The organism is Hungatella sp. L36 (genome assembly GCF_014288035.1).
Genome location: NZ_JACOPC010000007.1, coordinates 203,995 through 221,661 on the forward strand (window position 1 = coordinate 203,995; position 17,667 = coordinate 221,661).

At 51.0% G+C, this 17,667-nt stretch carries 12 protein-coding genes; 1 reads left to right on the top strand and 11 read right to left on the bottom strand.

Annotated features, from left to right (window positions below):
* Positions 1-127: 127 nt before the first annotated feature.
* The 11 genes from H8S80_RS18010 to H8S80_RS18060 all read right to left on the bottom strand — a co-directional run bounded on the left by H8S80_RS18010 (position 128) and on the right by H8S80_RS18060 (position 16,365).
* Positions 128-1,279 carry a YibE/F family protein gene (locus tag H8S80_RS18010; RefSeq protein WP_181987996.1) on the bottom strand — a complete coding sequence of 384 codons (1,152 nt, stop codon included), beginning with the start codon at positions 1,277-1,279 and terminating at the stop codon, positions 128-130.
* A gap of 91 nt (positions 1,280-1,370) precedes the next feature.
* Positions 1,371-6,194: a fibronectin type III domain-containing protein gene (locus H8S80_RS18015; protein WP_187049064.1), complete on the bottom strand. Its 4,824-nt coding sequence runs from the start codon at positions 6,192-6,194 to the stop codon at positions 1,371-1,373.
* Between the two features lie 206 nt (positions 6,195-6,400).
* Positions 6,401-7,549, bottom strand: a complete 1,149-nt coding sequence (locus H8S80_RS18020) for a glycerate kinase family protein (protein ID WP_117633163.1) — start codon at positions 7,547-7,549, stop codon at positions 6,401-6,403.
* A 50-nt stretch (positions 7,550-7,599) separates the two neighbouring features.
* Positions 7,600-8,991, bottom strand: coding sequence for a GntP family permease (locus H8S80_RS18025; RefSeq protein WP_002605526.1), 1,392 nt, complete (start codon positions 8,989-8,991; stop codon positions 7,600-7,602).
* A gap of 150 nt (positions 8,992-9,141) precedes the next feature.
* On the bottom strand, positions 9,142-10,320 hold the full coding sequence (locus H8S80_RS18030; RefSeq protein WP_002605525.1) for a CdaR family transcriptional regulator: 1,179 nt from the start codon (positions 10,318-10,320) through the stop codon (positions 9,142-9,144).
* A gap of 19 nt (positions 10,321-10,339) precedes the next feature.
* Positions 10,340-10,864 (bottom strand): shikimate kinase, encoded by a 525-nt coding sequence (locus tag H8S80_RS18035; RefSeq protein WP_002605524.1) that lies wholly within the window; start codon positions 10,862-10,864, stop codon positions 10,340-10,342.
* Complete coding sequence (locus H8S80_RS18040; protein WP_002605523.1) at positions 10,864-11,442, bottom strand: flavin reductase family protein; 579 nt, start codon at positions 11,440-11,442, stop codon at positions 10,864-10,866. The genes H8S80_RS18035 and H8S80_RS18040 overlap by 1 nt, the downstream gene beginning before the upstream one ends.
* Before the next feature lie 17 nt (positions 11,443-11,459).
* Positions 11,460-13,130, bottom strand: coding sequence for a putative manganese-dependent inorganic diphosphatase (locus H8S80_RS18045; RefSeq protein ID WP_029467586.1), 1,671 nt, complete (start codon positions 13,128-13,130; stop codon positions 11,460-11,462).
* A gap of 449 nt (positions 13,131-13,579) precedes the next feature.
* Positions 13,580-14,365 (bottom strand): histidinol-phosphatase HisJ family protein, encoded by a 786-nt coding sequence (locus H8S80_RS18050; RefSeq protein ID WP_117633164.1) that lies wholly within the window; start codon positions 14,363-14,365, stop codon positions 13,580-13,582.
* Between the two features lie 12 nt (positions 14,366-14,377).
* Positions 14,378-15,010 (bottom strand): sugar O-acetyltransferase, encoded by a 633-nt coding sequence (locus tag H8S80_RS18055; protein WP_117633165.1) that lies wholly within the window; start codon positions 15,008-15,010, stop codon positions 14,378-14,380.
* A complete protein-coding gene (locus H8S80_RS18060) occupies positions 15,007-16,365 on the bottom strand; it encodes an MATE family efflux transporter (protein WP_117633166.1) in 1,359 nt (452 codons plus the stop codon). Before H8S80_RS18060 ends, H8S80_RS18055 begins: the two co-directional genes overlap by 4 nt.
* Positions 16,366-16,678: 313 nt before the next feature.
* On the opposite strand from H8S80_RS18060, the gene H8S80_RS18065 reads away from it, so the two are divergent.
* On the top strand, positions 16,679-17,614 hold the full coding sequence (locus H8S80_RS18065) for an AraC family transcriptional regulator (RefSeq protein ID WP_243008000.1): 936 nt from the start codon (positions 16,679-16,681) through the stop codon (positions 17,612-17,614).
* The last annotated feature ends 53 nt before the right edge of the window (positions 17,615-17,667 follow it).

Sequence of the window (17,667 nt, forward strand, 5' to 3'; positions counted from 1 at the left end):
TTCAATGACAATCTGCCTTTGCATGATTTACTCAATGGTACCGGCCATAATATTTCCAGCCATTTCCATCTGGTTACAGTATAGCAGACTCTTTCTCTCTTTGCAATAGTGATAATGATAATTATTTTTATTTAGTCTTATTATTTCGTTCCAGCACATACGCGGACAAGAATGAGGTCACCGGAACGCACAGGATAACTGCCAGACTGCCGGACAGGCTGTGAGCCGCCTCAATAGCAATATAATCCGAATTCATCAGCTGCTCCGGCTGAACACCGTATGAGATCAGCACCAGCATCATGGTAAGGGCCGTCCCGGTAAATGCGAGAACTAGGGTCGCGCACATAGTACCGATCATATCTCTTCCAATGGCGTACCCGGCTTTGACAATCGCTTTAAAATCCATGGATGGATTCTGATGTTTCATCTCAAAAAGAGAGGCCGCGATGGACATACACATATCCATAACTGCACCCAGAGAAGCGATCAGAATGCCTGCGAAAAGAATATACCTGATTTTCAGCCCCGTGTTTTCCGAGATCAGTAAAAGCTCCTCCGCCTGACTTTCATTATAGCCGTCGAGGTGCAGGACCGCAGTTATGACCGCAAACGCCCCTGCTGCCACCAGCACTCCCGCCATGGTAGAGGCGATAGCCGTCAGTGTCTTCGCGCTGTACCCGTTCAGAAGCAGCATGGAGACAGCTGTGGAGACAAGAATTGTAAGAATGCTCAAAAGTACGGGGGAATGGCCCCTGTATATCATGGGAAGCAGAAACGCTATGATAAAAAACATGGTAAACGCCAGGCTGAGAATACTTTTTACTCCTTTTCCCCGGCCCACCAGCACCATACACACCATAAAGACAATGCCAGTCATTATAAGTCCTGAGGTTCTGTCGTAATTATAGACCGAATAAAACGGCTCCACCCCCTCAGGGCAATCCGCCTTGATAATTAACGGCTGCCCTTTTTTGGCATAAACATTATGGGTCGTGCTGAGATAATTGACTACCGTAATGATATCCCCTGAATGGCCCTTGTTAAGAAGCTCCACCTTCAGTTCCTGGGTTCCCAGCCAGCGCCCCTCCGCTTCCTCCACCGGCTCCAGCTGCTGATCCGTCACCTCCAGCACCCTTGCCTTTACGTAATTGATGGTCCCATTTTCATACATGGTATAGGTAATTGGGTTAGCCCTGTTATAAATGCAGATGGCTGCAATCATCAATACTACCACAGCAGCCAGGACGATCTCCCCGCGCTTCCTCTTAATCCAGTCCATAATTGATTTCCTCCCTGTTTCCGCGTTAGCCGGAACAATCATAAAACTCCCGGACCGGCTGGCCGATCCGGAAGTCTCCTTTTTATTCTTATTACGGATTTATACACGCACCTGATTCGTCGAACCGGTACTCCGTTCCATTATAGTGAACCGGTGCAGTAGCCATCGCCCCATCCTGGTTCAAATAATACCATTTATCCTGATACAATACCCAGTCTGATGCCACCATAGCTCCTGACGGCTGTAAATAGTACCATACGCCCTTCACCTGAATCCAGCCAGTCTGCATATAACCGGCCTGGTCAAAATGATACCAGCTTCCCTGTATGGACACCCATGTATTGACCGGATACGTCTTATTCTGATACTGATACCACCAGCCCGTCTGGTCCTGTATCCATGATCCCTGCACACTGCCGGAAGAACCATGATTGGAAGACCCATTGTCAGAAGACCCGTCATCAGAATCATTTCCACCATCATCAGGCTTATCCGCCGCTTTTTCTGCAAGTACAAACGGGCTCAGCGCATTAACAACAAAACTGATTGCTCCATCTTTTTCTGTAAATTTTACGTTTTCATATGCCCCATTGGTGTAATGCAGCAGTACCAGCCGGTTTAAATCAATGCCCTCCGGCGCGTCGATGGTTATCTTCATCGGAACCTTCGGCTGGATATTCCCGCCTGACACCTCCGGATCATCACTTATGATATCCAGTCGAATATCCAGTGCGATAACATCTTCCGTCTCAAATCCCACAGACTCCGGCAGTTCCATATCGCTTACCTTCAGAACAGCCGCTGCCCTGACACCAGCCTTTAACGGAATACTGAGCGCTGCGCCTTCTGCCCTCACACCGGTCACCTTCTCAGTTTTCAAGTCGGTTTCAGTCGACAAATCGCCGTAGCCTGCCAGGATCCTGTCTTCCAGCTTTTTGATTTCCTCCATTTCGGATTCATCCATTGTATTAGGATCATACGAGAGCGCTCCGGCCGCCTCAGCCGCCTTCTTCAGAATTTCCTGCTTCTCTCCCTCTGTCTCCGCCTGTTCGAGAGCCTTATCCAGACTCTCCAGAATCTCTGCTACCGTATCGCCCGTCACATCAGGCTGCGGCTTCGAAGCTTCTGTCCTGTAAATTGTAAAATGGTCTACTTCCGACATATCCGTCGTACGATAGGTTGTAATTGCAAAGGAGCTGTCCGTTACCTCCACGTTAGTGATATTCGGGGTACTCTCCTGATTCATCACCGCCGCGTAAGGAAAATCTTTATTATGTATTGAATAATACTTGCTGCCGCTGGCGGAGTTGGCTGTCACATAAAGCACTTCGCCTTCCGCCGGGTCTGTCACACTCTCCGGCACCGTTCCATCAGCAGGAACCACCGGATCCGTTCCGTTCATCATATAGCTTCTGGTATAAACATGGTCATGGCCCATCAGCACTACGTCGATTCCCAGCTCCGTAAATACCGGAGCGAGCTCCGCCCGCCTCTGGATAATATCATTGTCCGACTCGTGGCTGGCCGTGCTGTAGATCGAATGATGGAAAGTTACCACCGTCCAGTCCGCATCGGCACCATTTTCTTCCAGAACTTTTTTCATAAACTCCCGGTGCTCCGCCGTACTCATATTGTTGGAGTTGAGAGACATAAAGAGCACATTGTTATACGTATACCAGTAGTCTCCTCCGAATTTTCCGGTCTTCTCAGTCATTCCCAGACTGCTGACATTCGGCACCTGGAAATGCTGGCTGTAGGCGCTGCTTCCCGCGTCATGATTTCCCACGTTTACCGCTGTTGGCAGGGACAGCAGCTCCTTCGGGCTTAAGTATCCCGCATACTGCGCCTCATTGCTGGCCGTGTTGACCTGATCTCCCGCGCTGATTAAGAAGCTGGTCCTCGGAAACGCCTTTATGGCCGTCTCCATAGTTCTCTGCCATCCTTTAATATCCGTATCCGTGCTTCCCGCCCCGATCTGCGGATCGCCTGCAAGCAGGAAATTAAATCCATTCTGAGAATCCTGGACCGTCAAGTCATACACATCTGACCAGGTAGTTCCGTCTCCGACCCGGTATGCGTACTCTGCCCCGGATTCCAGACCGCGAATCACTGCCTGATTCGTGAAAAAGCCTTCCTCATTGGCGCTCTCCTTCTCTGCTGCAAACTCTGCCGCTGTCTCAGGAAATACGCGGTCGGCCAGATCACTCTTCTTTACAAGCTGTACCTTTCCCGGCAGCTTTGAATCAGAATACCAGGTAACCATGGTCTCTGACTCGTCCGCACCTACTCCGAGAGAAACGGATTTAATAACAGCTTGCGGGGGCTGATAGCCATCCTTATAAATTGCAAAGGTATCCACTACAGACATATCGGTAGTACGGTAAGTTGTAATTGCAAATGACTTATCTGTCACCTCCACGTTAGTGATATTCGGAGTGCTCTCCTGATTCATCACCGCCGCGTAAGGAAAATCTTTATTATGTATCGAATAATACTTGCTGCCGCTGGCGGAGTTAGCTGTCACATAAAGCACTTCGCCTTCCGCCGGGTCTGTCACACTCTCCGGCACCGTTCCATCAGCAGGAACCACCGGATCCGTTCCGTTCATCATATAGCTTCTGGTATAAACATGGTCATGGCCCATCAGCACTACGTCGATTCCCAGCTCCGTAAATACCGGAGCGAGCTCCGCCCGCCTCTGGATAATATCATTGTCCGACTCGTGGCTGGCCGTGCTGTAGATCGAATGATGGAAAGTTACCACCGTCCAGTCCGCATCGGCACCATTTTCTTCCAGAACTTTTTTCATAAACTCCCGGTGCTCCGCCGTACTCATATTGTTGGAGTTGAGAGACATAAAGAGCACATTGTTATACGTATACCAGTAGTCTCCTCCGAATTTTCCGGTCTTCTCAGTCATTCCCAGACTGCTGACATTCGGCACCTGGAAATGCTGGCTGTAGGCGCTGCTTCCCGCGTCATGATTTCCCACGTTTACCGCTGTTGGCAGGGACAGCAGCTCCTTCGGGCTTAAGTATCCCGCATACTGCGCCTCATTGCTGGCCGTGTTGACCTGATCTCCCGCACTGATTAAGAAGCTGGTCTCCGGAAATGCCTTCATGGCCATTTTCAGGGTATTCTGCCATCCCTCTGTATCCGTATCCGTGCTTCCCGCGCCAATCTGCGGATCACCTGCAAGCAGGAAGTTAAATCCATTCTCATAATCCCGGGTTGTAAATTCATAAATATCGGACCAGGTTTCCCCGGCGCCGACCTGATAAACATAAGCGGTATCCGGCTTTAGTCCTGTCATGACTGCCTGGAAGCTGTAGAACCCGGCGTCGTTTGCCTCCGTTCTTTCCGCAGCAAACTCGGAAGCCTGCTCCGGGAACGAATCTCCGTCCATATCCGCCTTCTCTCCGATTCTCACTTTGCCGTCTTCCCCTATTGAGGAATACCAGGTAACAGCCGACTGAGTCTCATCATTCCATACCCCCAGAGAAATCGCCTTAAATGGCTTCGGCTGTGCAGCCTTCAGGGAAATAAAATCAAAATAGATGTCGGAGCTGCTGGCCCTGTCCTGATGAAGCTCTACTGCAATTGTATTTACACCGTCTCTCAGCATGGAAACGTCATTAATTGTGACAATATCATGGCTTGGAGCTGACAGCCCATTGGCCGAACCGTATGCCAGGTTCTTGTCATAGCCGCCCTCCGGTACCTGCCCCTCATACACATTCTTTCCATTGATGTACACGATCACCGCGTCATCGTAGGCGATTTCCGCCTCCAGCGCTTCCAGATCGGAGACATCGTTCAGATAGACATCCGTGCGGAAGAAATACGCGGGCACTGCCGTTTTCGTATCGTCAATGTAATGCTTTAACAGCGTATCCGGGATATATCCGCCTCCCAGGTCTGCAATCGCGCCTTTCTTGGCTCCGAAGCTTCCCTTTCCGGACTTCCACTGTTCATCCGCAAACTCCGTATGCGTCCATACGGTCCGGTCCTCACTGCCTTCCGCCGGATCGGTGTTGTTCTCCAGGTAGTTCCAAACCGTGCCCTCTGTCGTAATGAATTCATCCGATTTCGAGGCGGGTGTCCCTATTTCCAGAGAGCAGAAATCAAAGTAAATATCCGAGCTGTTGGCCCTGCCCTGATGAAGCTCTACCGATACAGTGTTGCTTCCCTCTTTCAGCATGGTCAAGTCCGTGATCTGGAACTTATCGTTAATCGGAGTACCCGCGTTTGTTCCTCCATACTCCAGATTCTGTGAATAGCCGCCCTCCGGAACACCGGCCCTGTGAACTTCCTCGCCATTGATATAGATGATGGCCGCGTCATCATAGAATATCTCGCCGTTTAAGGCAGTGATGCTGCCGATATCTTCCAGTTCAATTGTCGTACGGAAGAAATAGGCCGGAATATCCGTATCTTCCGCCATATCCGGCCCTTCTATATACTGGGTCAACAGAGTATAGGGAACCAGGCCGTCTCCCAGATCCGCAATCTCACCTTTCTTCGCCCCAAAGCTTCCTCTCGCCTCTTTCCAGCCGGAATCATCGTAATCCGCATGGGTCCAGACCAGTCTGCCGGCCTTCGACGATGCTTTGTTTTTGCCCGCCGCAAAACGATAAAATCCATATTTTCCCGACGCATTGGACGGCGATGCGTCAGAAGGTGACGCGTTGCTGGGGGTACCCGGCATTTCCTCATCCGTGTCATCCGCTGCTGCCGGATCCGTATTATCGTCCAGATACCTCCATACGGTTTCTTCTGTCGATATCAGCCTGCTCGTCCGTACCTTCGCCCCTGGATCACGATCCGGCTGTACAGGCGCGCCAAATGCAGCCGTTATATTGCCCGCTGCCAGACAGGCGCTCAGTAAAAGAGCTGTCAACCTTTTTAGTTTCACACTCATCATTTCCTCCTTAAAAGTTTTTTTCATACTTATGTTAGCAGGAAATTAACTGAGCAAATACCTTATTGTTGTAAATGGTTTGTAAATTGTTTGTATAGGCGTAAATTTCACAACAAAGAGTCCAGCCCGCTAAACTTTTCGTAACAAAAACGGCCGGAGCACATCCTGGCCCCGGCCGCAATTCCTTTTATTTCACCCTATTATGATCTGTCCTGAAGTCTCATTCCCGCCTTTACCATACGGAATGCCCGCTCCGCCGCTCCGGCGTACAGCTCTTCCGCCCGTTCCAGCGCCTCATCGAGCCCCATGGCCCCGTTGATGGTGGTAATAATGCTGTCAATCCCGTGATCGAATATCATCTCCGCCTTATCGCCCATACCGCCGACGATGGCGATCGCCGGGATTCCCTTCTTCCGGCAGCGATTGCCGATTCCGCTGGGAACCTTTCCAAAGGCAGACTGCCAGTCGATTCTTCCCTCACCGGTTATGACCAGATCCACACCTTCCAGAAGTTCATCAAAATGAATCAGATCCAGCACAGTCTCGATTCCCGACTTCATCTCCGCCTTAAGGAATACACAGAATGCCGCTCCCAGACCGCCGGCAGCGCCGGAACCCGGAATCTGGTCCACATCGGTACCCATTTTCTCCCGGATCAGGGCCGCGTAGTGAATCATTCCCTGCTCCAGTTCATCTAAGATCTCCGGAGAGCCGCCTTTTTGCTTTCCAAACGTATAGGTCGCTCCGTCAGGACCCGTTAAGGGATTATTTACGTCACACATTATGGTGAACCTCGCATCCTTCACTGCACTGTGAAGTCCGCTGATATCAATGTCCGCCACCCGTGCCAGATCGTTTCCGCATCCGGAAAGCGCCTCTCCGTTCTCGTCCAGGAAACGAATTCCCAGCGCACGCATGGCTCCCATGCCTCCGTCGTTGGTCGCACTGCCGCCGATCGCAATCGTAATATCCCGGCATCCGCGGTCAAGAGCAGTTTTAATCAGTTCACCCGTTCCGTAAGTCGTTGTAACCCTTGGATCTCTTTTATCGACAGGCACCATCGGCAGTCCGGATGCCGCCGCCATCTCGATGACAGCCGCACCGTTCCCCGTCTCGCCGTAACGGCTGACCACCTCTTCCATCAGAGGACCGTGTACGTCTACCTCGTGGATCGATCCGTGAAGCACGGATATGACAGCGTCGATCGTACCTTCCCCGCCGTCGGCCACAGGAATCCCCATGGTCTCGCAGTCCGGGAACACATTCTTCGCAGCCGCGTCCAGAAGCGTTATAATCTGTTCAGAAGACAGTGTCCCTTTAAATGAGTCCGATGCAAATAAAAATTTCATTGTCACCTCTCCTGTCATTGTAATTAGTAAAATACTTCAACCTGTCTCCATTATCTGAATACTACGGATAATAAGAAGATCCAAACCATGGATGCGATACCAAGTACGAGTGTACATAACGTCTGTGTCTTATATCCCTGTTCCGGCTCCATCTCACCAAAGTTGGTAACCACCCAGAAGTACGAGTCATTCGCGTGGGAAACCGTCATTGCGCCCGCGCCGATTGCCATTACCGCCAGTGCCGCACGTACCGGTGACGCGAGTCCCAGAACGCCCATGAGCGGTGCAAGGATACCAGCCGTAGTCGTGATGGCCACGGTCGAGGAACCCTGTGCGGATTTTAAGATAGCCGCAAGGATGAATGGGAAGAAGATACCGATGCTTTCCAGAACAGCCGCGTTGGAGGTAATGTAATCAACCATGCTGGTAGAGGAAATCACTTTTCCAAGTACACCGCCGGCCGCTGTTACAAACAGGATCGGTCCTACTGTCTTTAAGGTATCATTGGTTACTCCGTAGAATTTATCCATCTTACCGGCCTGTGCCATCTGAATGACGCCAAATACGGTACCTACAGCCAGAGCGATAATCGGTGTTCCAAGGAAGGTTGAGATATCGAATAAAAATCCGGTCCAGTGAGCCATGGAAGCGATTGAGCCGAGTGCCATAAGAACGATCGGCACAACGATCGGAGCCAGAGCGATAAATCCGCCCGGAAGCTTGCCGTATTCCGCAACCAGCTGCTCGTAGGTCTTCGTTACTTCACTGCTGTCCGCCTCGTCTTTTGCCCGAACCTTCTTGCCGATGTATTTCGCATAGAAATAGCCGGCGATCAGCGGAGCGATCGATACGAGAACGCCCATTCCCATAACAAGGAGAAGGTTGTTTCCGATTCCCAGCGTGTTGGCCGCCGCGATCGGTCCCGGTGTCGGCGGAATAAATACGTGGGAAATGTAGAGACCTGCGGATAAGGAAACCGTCATCGCCACGCTGGAAGTCATGGTTCTCTTCACCAGCGCCTTACGGATCGGGTTCAAAATTACGAATCCGGAATCACAGAATACAGGGATCGACACGACCCAGCCCATCAGAAGCATAGCCAGTTCCGGCCGTTTCTTGCCAACCAGGCGGATTACCATGTCTGCCAGCTTAAATGCTGCTCCGGTCGCTTCCAGGATGCTTCCGATCAAAGCGCCCAGGATAATGACGATACCAATACTGGTAAATGTGCCGGAGAATCCGGCTCCGATAACATTGGCAATGCCCTGTGTCACACTGCCATCCTCCGCCGTCACATTCACGAGCGGAATACCTGCAATCAGTCCCAGGATCAGAGACACCGTCATAATCGAGAGAAACGGATGAATCTTAAACTTGGAGATTGCCACAATCATAACAATGATTGCGATTACAAAAGCGATAATAAGTGGAAAACCAGTCATACCATGCCCTCCTTAATCTTTGTGCACTTTGTCCTCTAAAATGCACAAAACACGTTTTAGTATGTATATACTATACAATACTTAAGAAGGCACAGTCAATGTTCCTCAGAACATAAAATCATCACAATTTTTGTTTTCCAGCACATCCGCTTACCATTCTATCTCAACCTTTACATCCTGGAAAAACAGCATTGCCATATAAAAAACCGGAGCGTTGCTGATCAGTCTCACGTCGTAGCCAGTAAGCTCCGCCAGCTTTTTCAGCTTGTACGTCAGCGTATTTTTGTGAATATACAGCGCGTCCGCGGCGGCCGTCAGCGATCCTTCCGCGGCGAAGTACGCCTCCAGGATATCAATCCATCCGGACAGCTCCTCATACGCGCAGTTCTGAAACAGCTTATGAATGTAGGCGATCTTCATCTGCTTGGAAATATCACCGGCAAACAGCTCCAGTGTCACCTGGTCATACGACCGGATATTGGAGGAGGAGATTCTCGCCGATCTCCACGCGCGGTTTGCCTGGCTGTATGCCGTCGGTATATCCTCAGACTTTCCGTCTATGCCGATGGCCAGTTTGATATGATACCGCTCCAGAACCATACCGGACAGTCTTTCCGCCAGCTCCCGAATCTGAGTGTCCGCGCACTGTTTGACCAGTATGATCTGGCGGCCTGTATTTCTCAGGATCATGTTGGTGGGAATGTACTCCACCACACTGGAGATATCATTCTCAATCTGCTCGATCAGCTTCTGTCCGTCCGCCGTGGATATATATTTCTCCAGCTTTCTGACGCTGACGACCATCACACGCCGCGGCAGGCTGATATCGATTCCCAGGGTGTACCCCCGCTCCGCCAGCGCCTGGGATTTTAACAGGCCGTTTCCCAGAATCCAGTCCTCCAGAAAACGACTGACAACTCTGGTCTTCAGACGTTTCTCATCCTGTTCCGAATTCTCACGAATCAGGATCTCCACCATCTTTTTAACAATTCTTCCGTAATCCTTTACCTGCTCATAGCCGCCGGTAATACCGATGACCCCGACACACTCTCCCATATGGATAATCGGAAGATTTAACCCAACACGGGTGGAGTTGGTCGCGCATTCCGGAGTTATGTAAAGTTCAGGAAGTTTCTCCCCGATCACTCTCACAGCGCCGTCGTGCAGATGGCCGATCCGCGACTTATCCGTACTCGCGATGATTACCCCGTTTTTGTCCATCATATTGATGTTCTGATGGACGATGCCGCCGATATCATTTACTATGGCCTGCGCGCTGTGCCTCGTAAGCTCCAGTCCGTGCATGCCGGACAAATTCTCATTTTCCATAAACCGCCCCGTTCCGTTGTCACGTTCTGAGTCCGTAGATGTCCTCCAGCATTTCCCTTAACAGATCGACCGTCTGCCCCGCATCCCTGCCCGTTTCATCCACGGTAATATCCGCGTATCTCTCATAGTACGGCACACGCTCCTCGTAGAGATCCCGAAGCGTCATCCCATCCTTCAGCACGACGCCGCGATCCACCAGATTGCCCAGCCTGGCTTCCACCGCCTCATAGCTGAGCTTTAAATAGACCACCGTGCTGATCTCTTTTAAATGTTCCATGGCTTCTTTCCCATAGATCACGCTGCCGCCCGGCGCTATGATGCTTTTATGTACAGAAAGGCCGGCATTTATCCGGTTTTCCACCTCCATGAAGCCGCCAAGCCCCTCTTCGGCTATGATCTCCTTTAACAGGCGGCCTTCCTTTTCCTGTATCACGATGTCCACGTCCACGAAGGAGTAGCCGAGACGTTTGGCAAGAAGAACACCCACCGTGCTCTTTCCCGAAGCCGGCATACCGATCAGCGTGATATTGTCCAGTTTCTGCATTATTTGTGCTTCCTTCCTTTCTTCTTCACCGAATACCCGAAGCTCCCCAGCTTTTTCCCCAGTTCAAAGTACTCGCCATGAGAGTAAGCCACCAGCCCGGTACTGTTTAAGTGGAATTTCCCGTTCTCATCCATGAACTTCTCGTTTACGGAGACGCCCACCACCTCCGCCAGGAACAAATCATGAGTCCCCAGCTTCTTCACTTCCGTCACGCGGCACTCCAGATTCACAGGACTCTCCCCGATCCCCGGCGCCTTCACAAATTTTGAGGGCGACGGTGTCAGCTTCATCTCTTTATATTTATCTGTGTCCCGTCCGGATTTCACACCGCAGTAGTCCGCGGCGTATACCAGATCCTTCGTAACCAGATTCACCACAAATTCCTTCGTCTCCGTCAGAATTGCATGGGAATACCGTTCCGGCCGGACGGATATGGACAGCATGGCCGGAGAAGAACAGATCGTTCCCGCCCACGCGACCGTAATAATATTGGGCTTTTCGCCTTCCCGCCCGCAGCTTACCATAACCGCGGGAACCGGATACAGCATATTGCCCGGTTTAAAGTATTGTCTCGCCATCATAATTCCTTTCTGTATTAGGCCTGAACTGCCAGCATGATTCCCGGAATCAGCTGTTTCTTCCTGGATACCACGCCCGGAAGGCTGACCACGTGATCCTTAACGCCTGCGCCCTCTTCCGAATACGTCCGGAATGCACCTGCGATCAGCTGCTCGGCCCCCTGCCCCTCACAGAGAAGCTCCGTGGACTCGGTCAATATATTGGTCAGCATGAAGAACATCATATCCATGCCGTGCTCCTCTCTGGCCTTCGCCATGTACGGCAGCATGCGGTCCTTTAACTCTTCCAGCTCACCCGCGTTTAAGGAGCTGATCTGTCCCACGCCAAAGGAAACCTTTCCGACCGAGAACTTCTTGAAGTCCTGATAAAAGATCTCCACATCGGTCTTTCCCTTCAGATTGCTTCCCGCAGCAAACATGGAAGCAGCGTACGATTCCACTTCCACCCCGGCGATTTCAGCCAGATGGAGCGCCGCCCTCTTATCCACGTCGGTACAGGTCGGTGACCGGAACAGCAGCGTATCGGAAATGATGGCGCTGCACAGAAGACCGGCGATCCACGGTTCGATCTCCACACGGTTTTCCTGATACATCTGATAGACGATGGTGGCGGTACAGCCTACCGGCTGATTGCGGAAAAATACAGGCGCAATGGTTTCCACCGTTCCCAGTCTGTGGTGATCGATGATTTCCAGAATCTCGGCACTCTCCATGCCTTCCACCGCCTGGCTCTTCTCGTTGTGATCCACCAGGATGATGCGTTTGCCCTTGGCACCTAACAGGTTCCGGCGTGAAATCATGCCGCGGTATCTGCCGTTCTTATCGAGAATAGGGAAATCGCGGTGGCGTTTGCTCGCCATCACGTCCTTGATATCATCGATATAATCGTCCATTTCGAACGTAATCAATGCCTCTGTCTTCATAAAATAGCTGATCGGCATGCTCTGATTGACAAGGCGGGCAGCCGTAAAGGTATCATACGGTGTCGTCATAACCGTACATCCGTGCTCCTGCGCCAGCTTCTTAATCGTCATGGAGACAGCCGCGCCCTCGCACACGATGATGCAGGCAGCGTCCATCTCGATCGCGCAGAGCTGGGATTCGTACCGGTTCCCAAGAATGACCAAATCGCCCCTGGATATATAATACTCCATCATATCCGGATTAGCCGCCGCGATGAGAACCTTGCCCTCGCTGAAATACGATGTCTCATCCCCCACGATCATGGCCCCTTCCAGGGTCTCCACGATATTGGCGTACTGCGTATTGGCCTTGGATAAAATGCTGCTGTCATAGACGTTCATATAGGATTTTGCAATATCACCGACTGTGATAAGCCCCTCCAGCAGCCCTTCCTCCGTGACAGCCGGAATGGTGACGACGTTCGCCTCCTGCATGATATTCCATGCTTTCTTTAAGGAAAGGTTCTTCTTCACGCCCGCCGTCTCCCTGATCTCGATATCACGGACCTGCGTTTTGACGTTCTCGATAATTTCCGGGGCCTCCACATTGAAATGCTTTAAAACAAACTGTGTCTCTTCATTAACTGCCCCGGCCCGTCCCGGCTGGTAGTTCTCCCCCGTAACGCACCGTTTTAAGTTGGCATAACAGATGGCCGAACAGATGGAATCCGTGTCCGGATTCTTGTGGCCGATAACAATGGTTTTTCTGCTTATTTTCTCTCCCATGAAGCCTCCTTCTATTTTTCATAATCTGTTTACATGAAGTTCATATTTTATTCACATGTATTTTTTATACTAAATGCATAGGAAATCATTTATGCGAATTGATTATATCGTCAAATTGCACATAGATTTTTCATAATTGCCCCGGTTGCTCGTCGACCGGGGTCTCCTCATTTTTATGGGGATTTTTTGCGTAACAGGAAAGCGCCCCTGGGAAGGTACTTTTACTGCCCGCGTGTTCATTATAGCATAGAATTTCATGAAAATCACAGGAATTCCGCCATCTTCTTCGGATGGATGATGGATTGCAATATAGTATACCATATCCGTAAAAATTGTAAACATCCGGTAACTGTACAAATACAAAAAAGGCCGCTGCAAACGGAGACGGAAGCTCTGGGCTTCCTCATTTGCAGCGGCTTTTCTGACGCGTTAATGGAATGTATTCTATATTACAGATCGTGGTAAACCGGCTCCATCCTGGAAAAGGTGTTAAACGTCCGATATCCCATGTCCTTCAGCACCTGTTTTACCTCAGCGATGTGGTCACCGAGATGCACCGTCTCATGGGTATCGGAGCCAATCGTCAGAATGGTTCCTCCCAGTTCCCGGTAACGTCTCAATATGGCGCGGCTCGGCATCAGATCCTTCAGGCCGTATTTGAAGCTTGACGTATTGACTTCAATGCCCTTTCCGTCTGCGATCACCTGACGCAGAATCCGGTCCACCATTTCCATGATCCGGTCATCCGGATAGTCTCCGAAGCGGTCGTACCTCTTAATCATGTCTAAATGCCCCAATACGGAATATCCACTGTACTGCCGGACCACATCGTAGATCGCCTCGTAATAGGCCGTCTGATACTCTTCCTGGCTCTTTCCTTCCTGGAATTCATAATTCCAGAACTCCCGGTCTCCCACCTGATGATTGCTCAGGATGACAAACTCGAAGGGATACCGTTCAAAGTCACGGCGAAACAGAGGAATGGTGTGGCTCTGCACCCCGAATTCGATCCCCGCCTTTATGGCGATCCGGTCCCGGTACCTCTCCTTAAGTCTCTCCACTTCCTCGAAATACGCCTCATAGCCGCAGTTTAAATCCGTCTTCACGCCGTAATCCACGTGTTCTGTAAATGCAATCTCGTCGAGCCCAATGGCCACGGCTTTTTTCACCATGTCCTCCATGGGACATTCCGAATCATCGCTGTAATACGTATGTGTATGGTAATCCGCCAGCATGTCCTTCTCCTTTTATTCAGTACGGCTGCTGAGAGCCGCCTCTTCCGCCAGATCTTCCTCTGTAATCTCACGATCCTTATAGTAGTATTTCCTGTCATTTTCATTGATGGCACGAATCACGCGGCAGGGGCTGCCGACGGCCACCGAATCCGCGGGGATGTCCGCGGTAACGACGCTGCCCGCTCCGATTACACTGTTCTTCCCGATGGTCACGCCCGGACAGATGACAGCTCCGGCTCCGATCCAGCAGTTATCCCCGATCGTCACCGGATCCGCGTACATATAGCGGCGCATCTCCGGATTAACCGGATGGCCCACGGTAGCGATGGTCACCGCCGGCCCAAACAGCACCTGGCTGCCAATCGTGATCTTCCCGTCATCCACAAAGCTGCAGTTAAAGTTTACATAAGTACCATCTCCGATGGTGATATGAGTGCCATAGCAGCAGTAAAACGGCGGCTCAATCCATGCCTTCGTCTCCCTGCCGAAAAGCTCTGTCATAATCCGCGCCCTCTCCTGCGGATCGTCCGGTGACGACGCGTTAAATGCCGCCATCTGCACTTTACACCGTCTCCGCTCCTCAGGCATTCCCTCGCAGTCATCCGTAAACAGTTTTCCATCTGCAATACGTTCTCTCATCGTCATACAAGCTCCTCCCTGGTCAGGTTTCTGACCCACTGATATTTTTTATAATGGCGGTAGACCGCCGGAAGCTTCACAAATTCATCCAGGTTCAGCAGAAAATAAACCGCCAGCACCGGAAGCTTAAAGACAAAGGCCGCCAACAGGCCGATTGGAACGATAATCATCCACATCGTGACCGTGTCGCACAGGAAGCCGAATTTCGTGTCGCCTCCCGCGCAGAAGATTCCCGCCACCACCGTCATATTGGCCGACTTCGCAATCAGATAATACGCACACATAAACAGCATTCCATGCAGATACGCCTGTGCCTGTGGGCTTAAATTGGCGGCATACCGCATGATCCAGGGACTGAACGCCAGCAGGATGACGCCGGACACGGCTCCCATTACCAGTGACAGGCGGCCGAGCCGTCCGCCGTACTCCCTGGCCCGGACAAGGTTTCCGCTTCCCAGCTCATTTCCCACGATGATTCCGCTTCCGGAGCCGATGCCGATGCAAAGGCAGGAGATCAGGTTCTTCACGATTCCGGCGATGGAGTTGGCCGCCACGGCATCACTCCCCAGATGGCCCATAATCACGGTAAACATGGTAAAGCCGCAGCCCCACACCAGTTCATTGGCCATAACAGGGGAGGTGTATTTGACAAAATCTTTCCGCAGCACGGCGTGAGACTCTTTCAGAAGGCTCCAGTGAATCCGTACCACATCTTTCTTACAGTTTTCCCACATCGCCAGACCTAACTCTGCCGCCCTGGCAATCACGGTCGCAATGGCCGCGCCGCTGATTCCAAGCTTCGGAAACCCAAACAGTCCAAATATCAAAATACCATTCAGCAGAATATTTAAAACCATGGAGACCGAGCCAAACACCGTGCTCTTAAGCGTCCTGCCGCTGTTTCTCATGATACAGAGATAGATCTGGGAGATTCCCGCCAGCAGGTAAGACCAGCTGACAATCCTTAAGTATACGGCGCCCAGCGCGATCAGCGTTACATCGTTCGTAAAGATGCGCATCAGCGCCTGCGGGCAGAGGGCCGCCGCCGCGAAAAACAGGAACGAAATCACGAAGGAGTACTTGAGGACGATCGCCAGAATCTTTTCAACAGACAGCCGGTCATTCTTTCCCCAGTACTGCGCAGCCAGAATCGTCGTCCCGATGGTCAGGGCCGCCCAGAACAGGCTCAGGACAAACTGCACCTGCGCCGCCAGCGATACCGCCGATAAAGAATCCTGGTTCACCATACCGAGCATCATGGCGTCCGAAGCGCTGACCAGCGCCGACATCAGATTCTGAAACGCGATCGGCAGAACCAGAACGAATAAATTTTTGTAAAAGTGTTTGTCATTCTCTCTCATCAGAACTCCCCGTAAGCCGCCATCCACCGTGTGTGCCGCTAGTACTGCATTGCGTAATTAACTGTGATAAAACACCCGCTATCTACGCCAGAGCCGCGCCTGCAAAGCTAGCCGTAGGGTCCACTACGCCGTCGCTTTGCAGACACGCCTCTGACGCAGATATCAGGCATTTTATTCACAATTAATTACGCAATGCAGTACTAGGCTGTGGTCTGGCTTTGATTTATATTTTATAATTATATTACTTGATATACGGGTTCAATATCGGTATAATCGTTATATATTATAACAATCGTATTTTATGGTGAGAACAATGCTGAATAATGATGGAAAGATAAATGTTGATGTTATGCAGGACGCCTCTGAGATCGTCCGCTACGACGAAACAGGCATACCGCTCTACATACAGACAGGAGAATTGTCCCGGTATCCGGACAGGAAGGCACTGTGCCACTGGCACGATGACCTGGAGTTTATCAAGATTATCGATGGTGAGATGAACTATTATATCAATGGAAAGAATCTGGTATTGAAAGAACATGACGGGATCATGGTCAACACGAGGCAGATGCATTACGGCTCCTCCATCGACCAGAAGGACTGTTCCTTTCTCTGCATTCTCGTCCATCCCGCGCTGTTCTCGTCAAACAAGCTGATTTTCCGCAAATACCTGCTGCCGATTCTGGAGGACCGGGAAACAGAATATGTATATCTGGATTCCAGCTGCCCCGGCCATGCGTTTATTCTGGACAGTCTAACGGACATGACGGAACTAAAACGGCAGGGGGAGTATGGGTACGAGCTGGAGATTATCGGACTGTTTTATAGGGTATGGAAGAATCTTGCCCGGCAGTTTCAGGCCGGTAATCCTGCCGCACCGGGCAGTGAAGACATGGATACGAAGGTTCAGAAAGATATGGTTTCTTTTATTTACCAGCATTATACGGAGCGGCTGACGCTGTCGTCCATAGCGGCTTCCGGCGGAGTGTGCCGCAGCAAATGCTGCCAGATATTCAAAAAATACTTATGCCAGTCGCCGATCGATTTTCTGAATTCCTACCGGCTGGAGGTAAGTTCTCATCTCCTTAAGAAGACGGATAAGAGCATTACACAGATTGCAACAGAGTGCGGATTTAACCACTTAAGCTACTATTCTGAGCTGTTTACACGCCATTACGGATGTACGCCCAGACAGTTTCGCGGTCAGTATCGCGGTCAGCTTCCTGGCCGGCTTCCTGCAGACAGCTGACAAACCGGCTTGGGGGAAGGTAATATCTGCCGGGTTGTCAGCACAGTTCTATG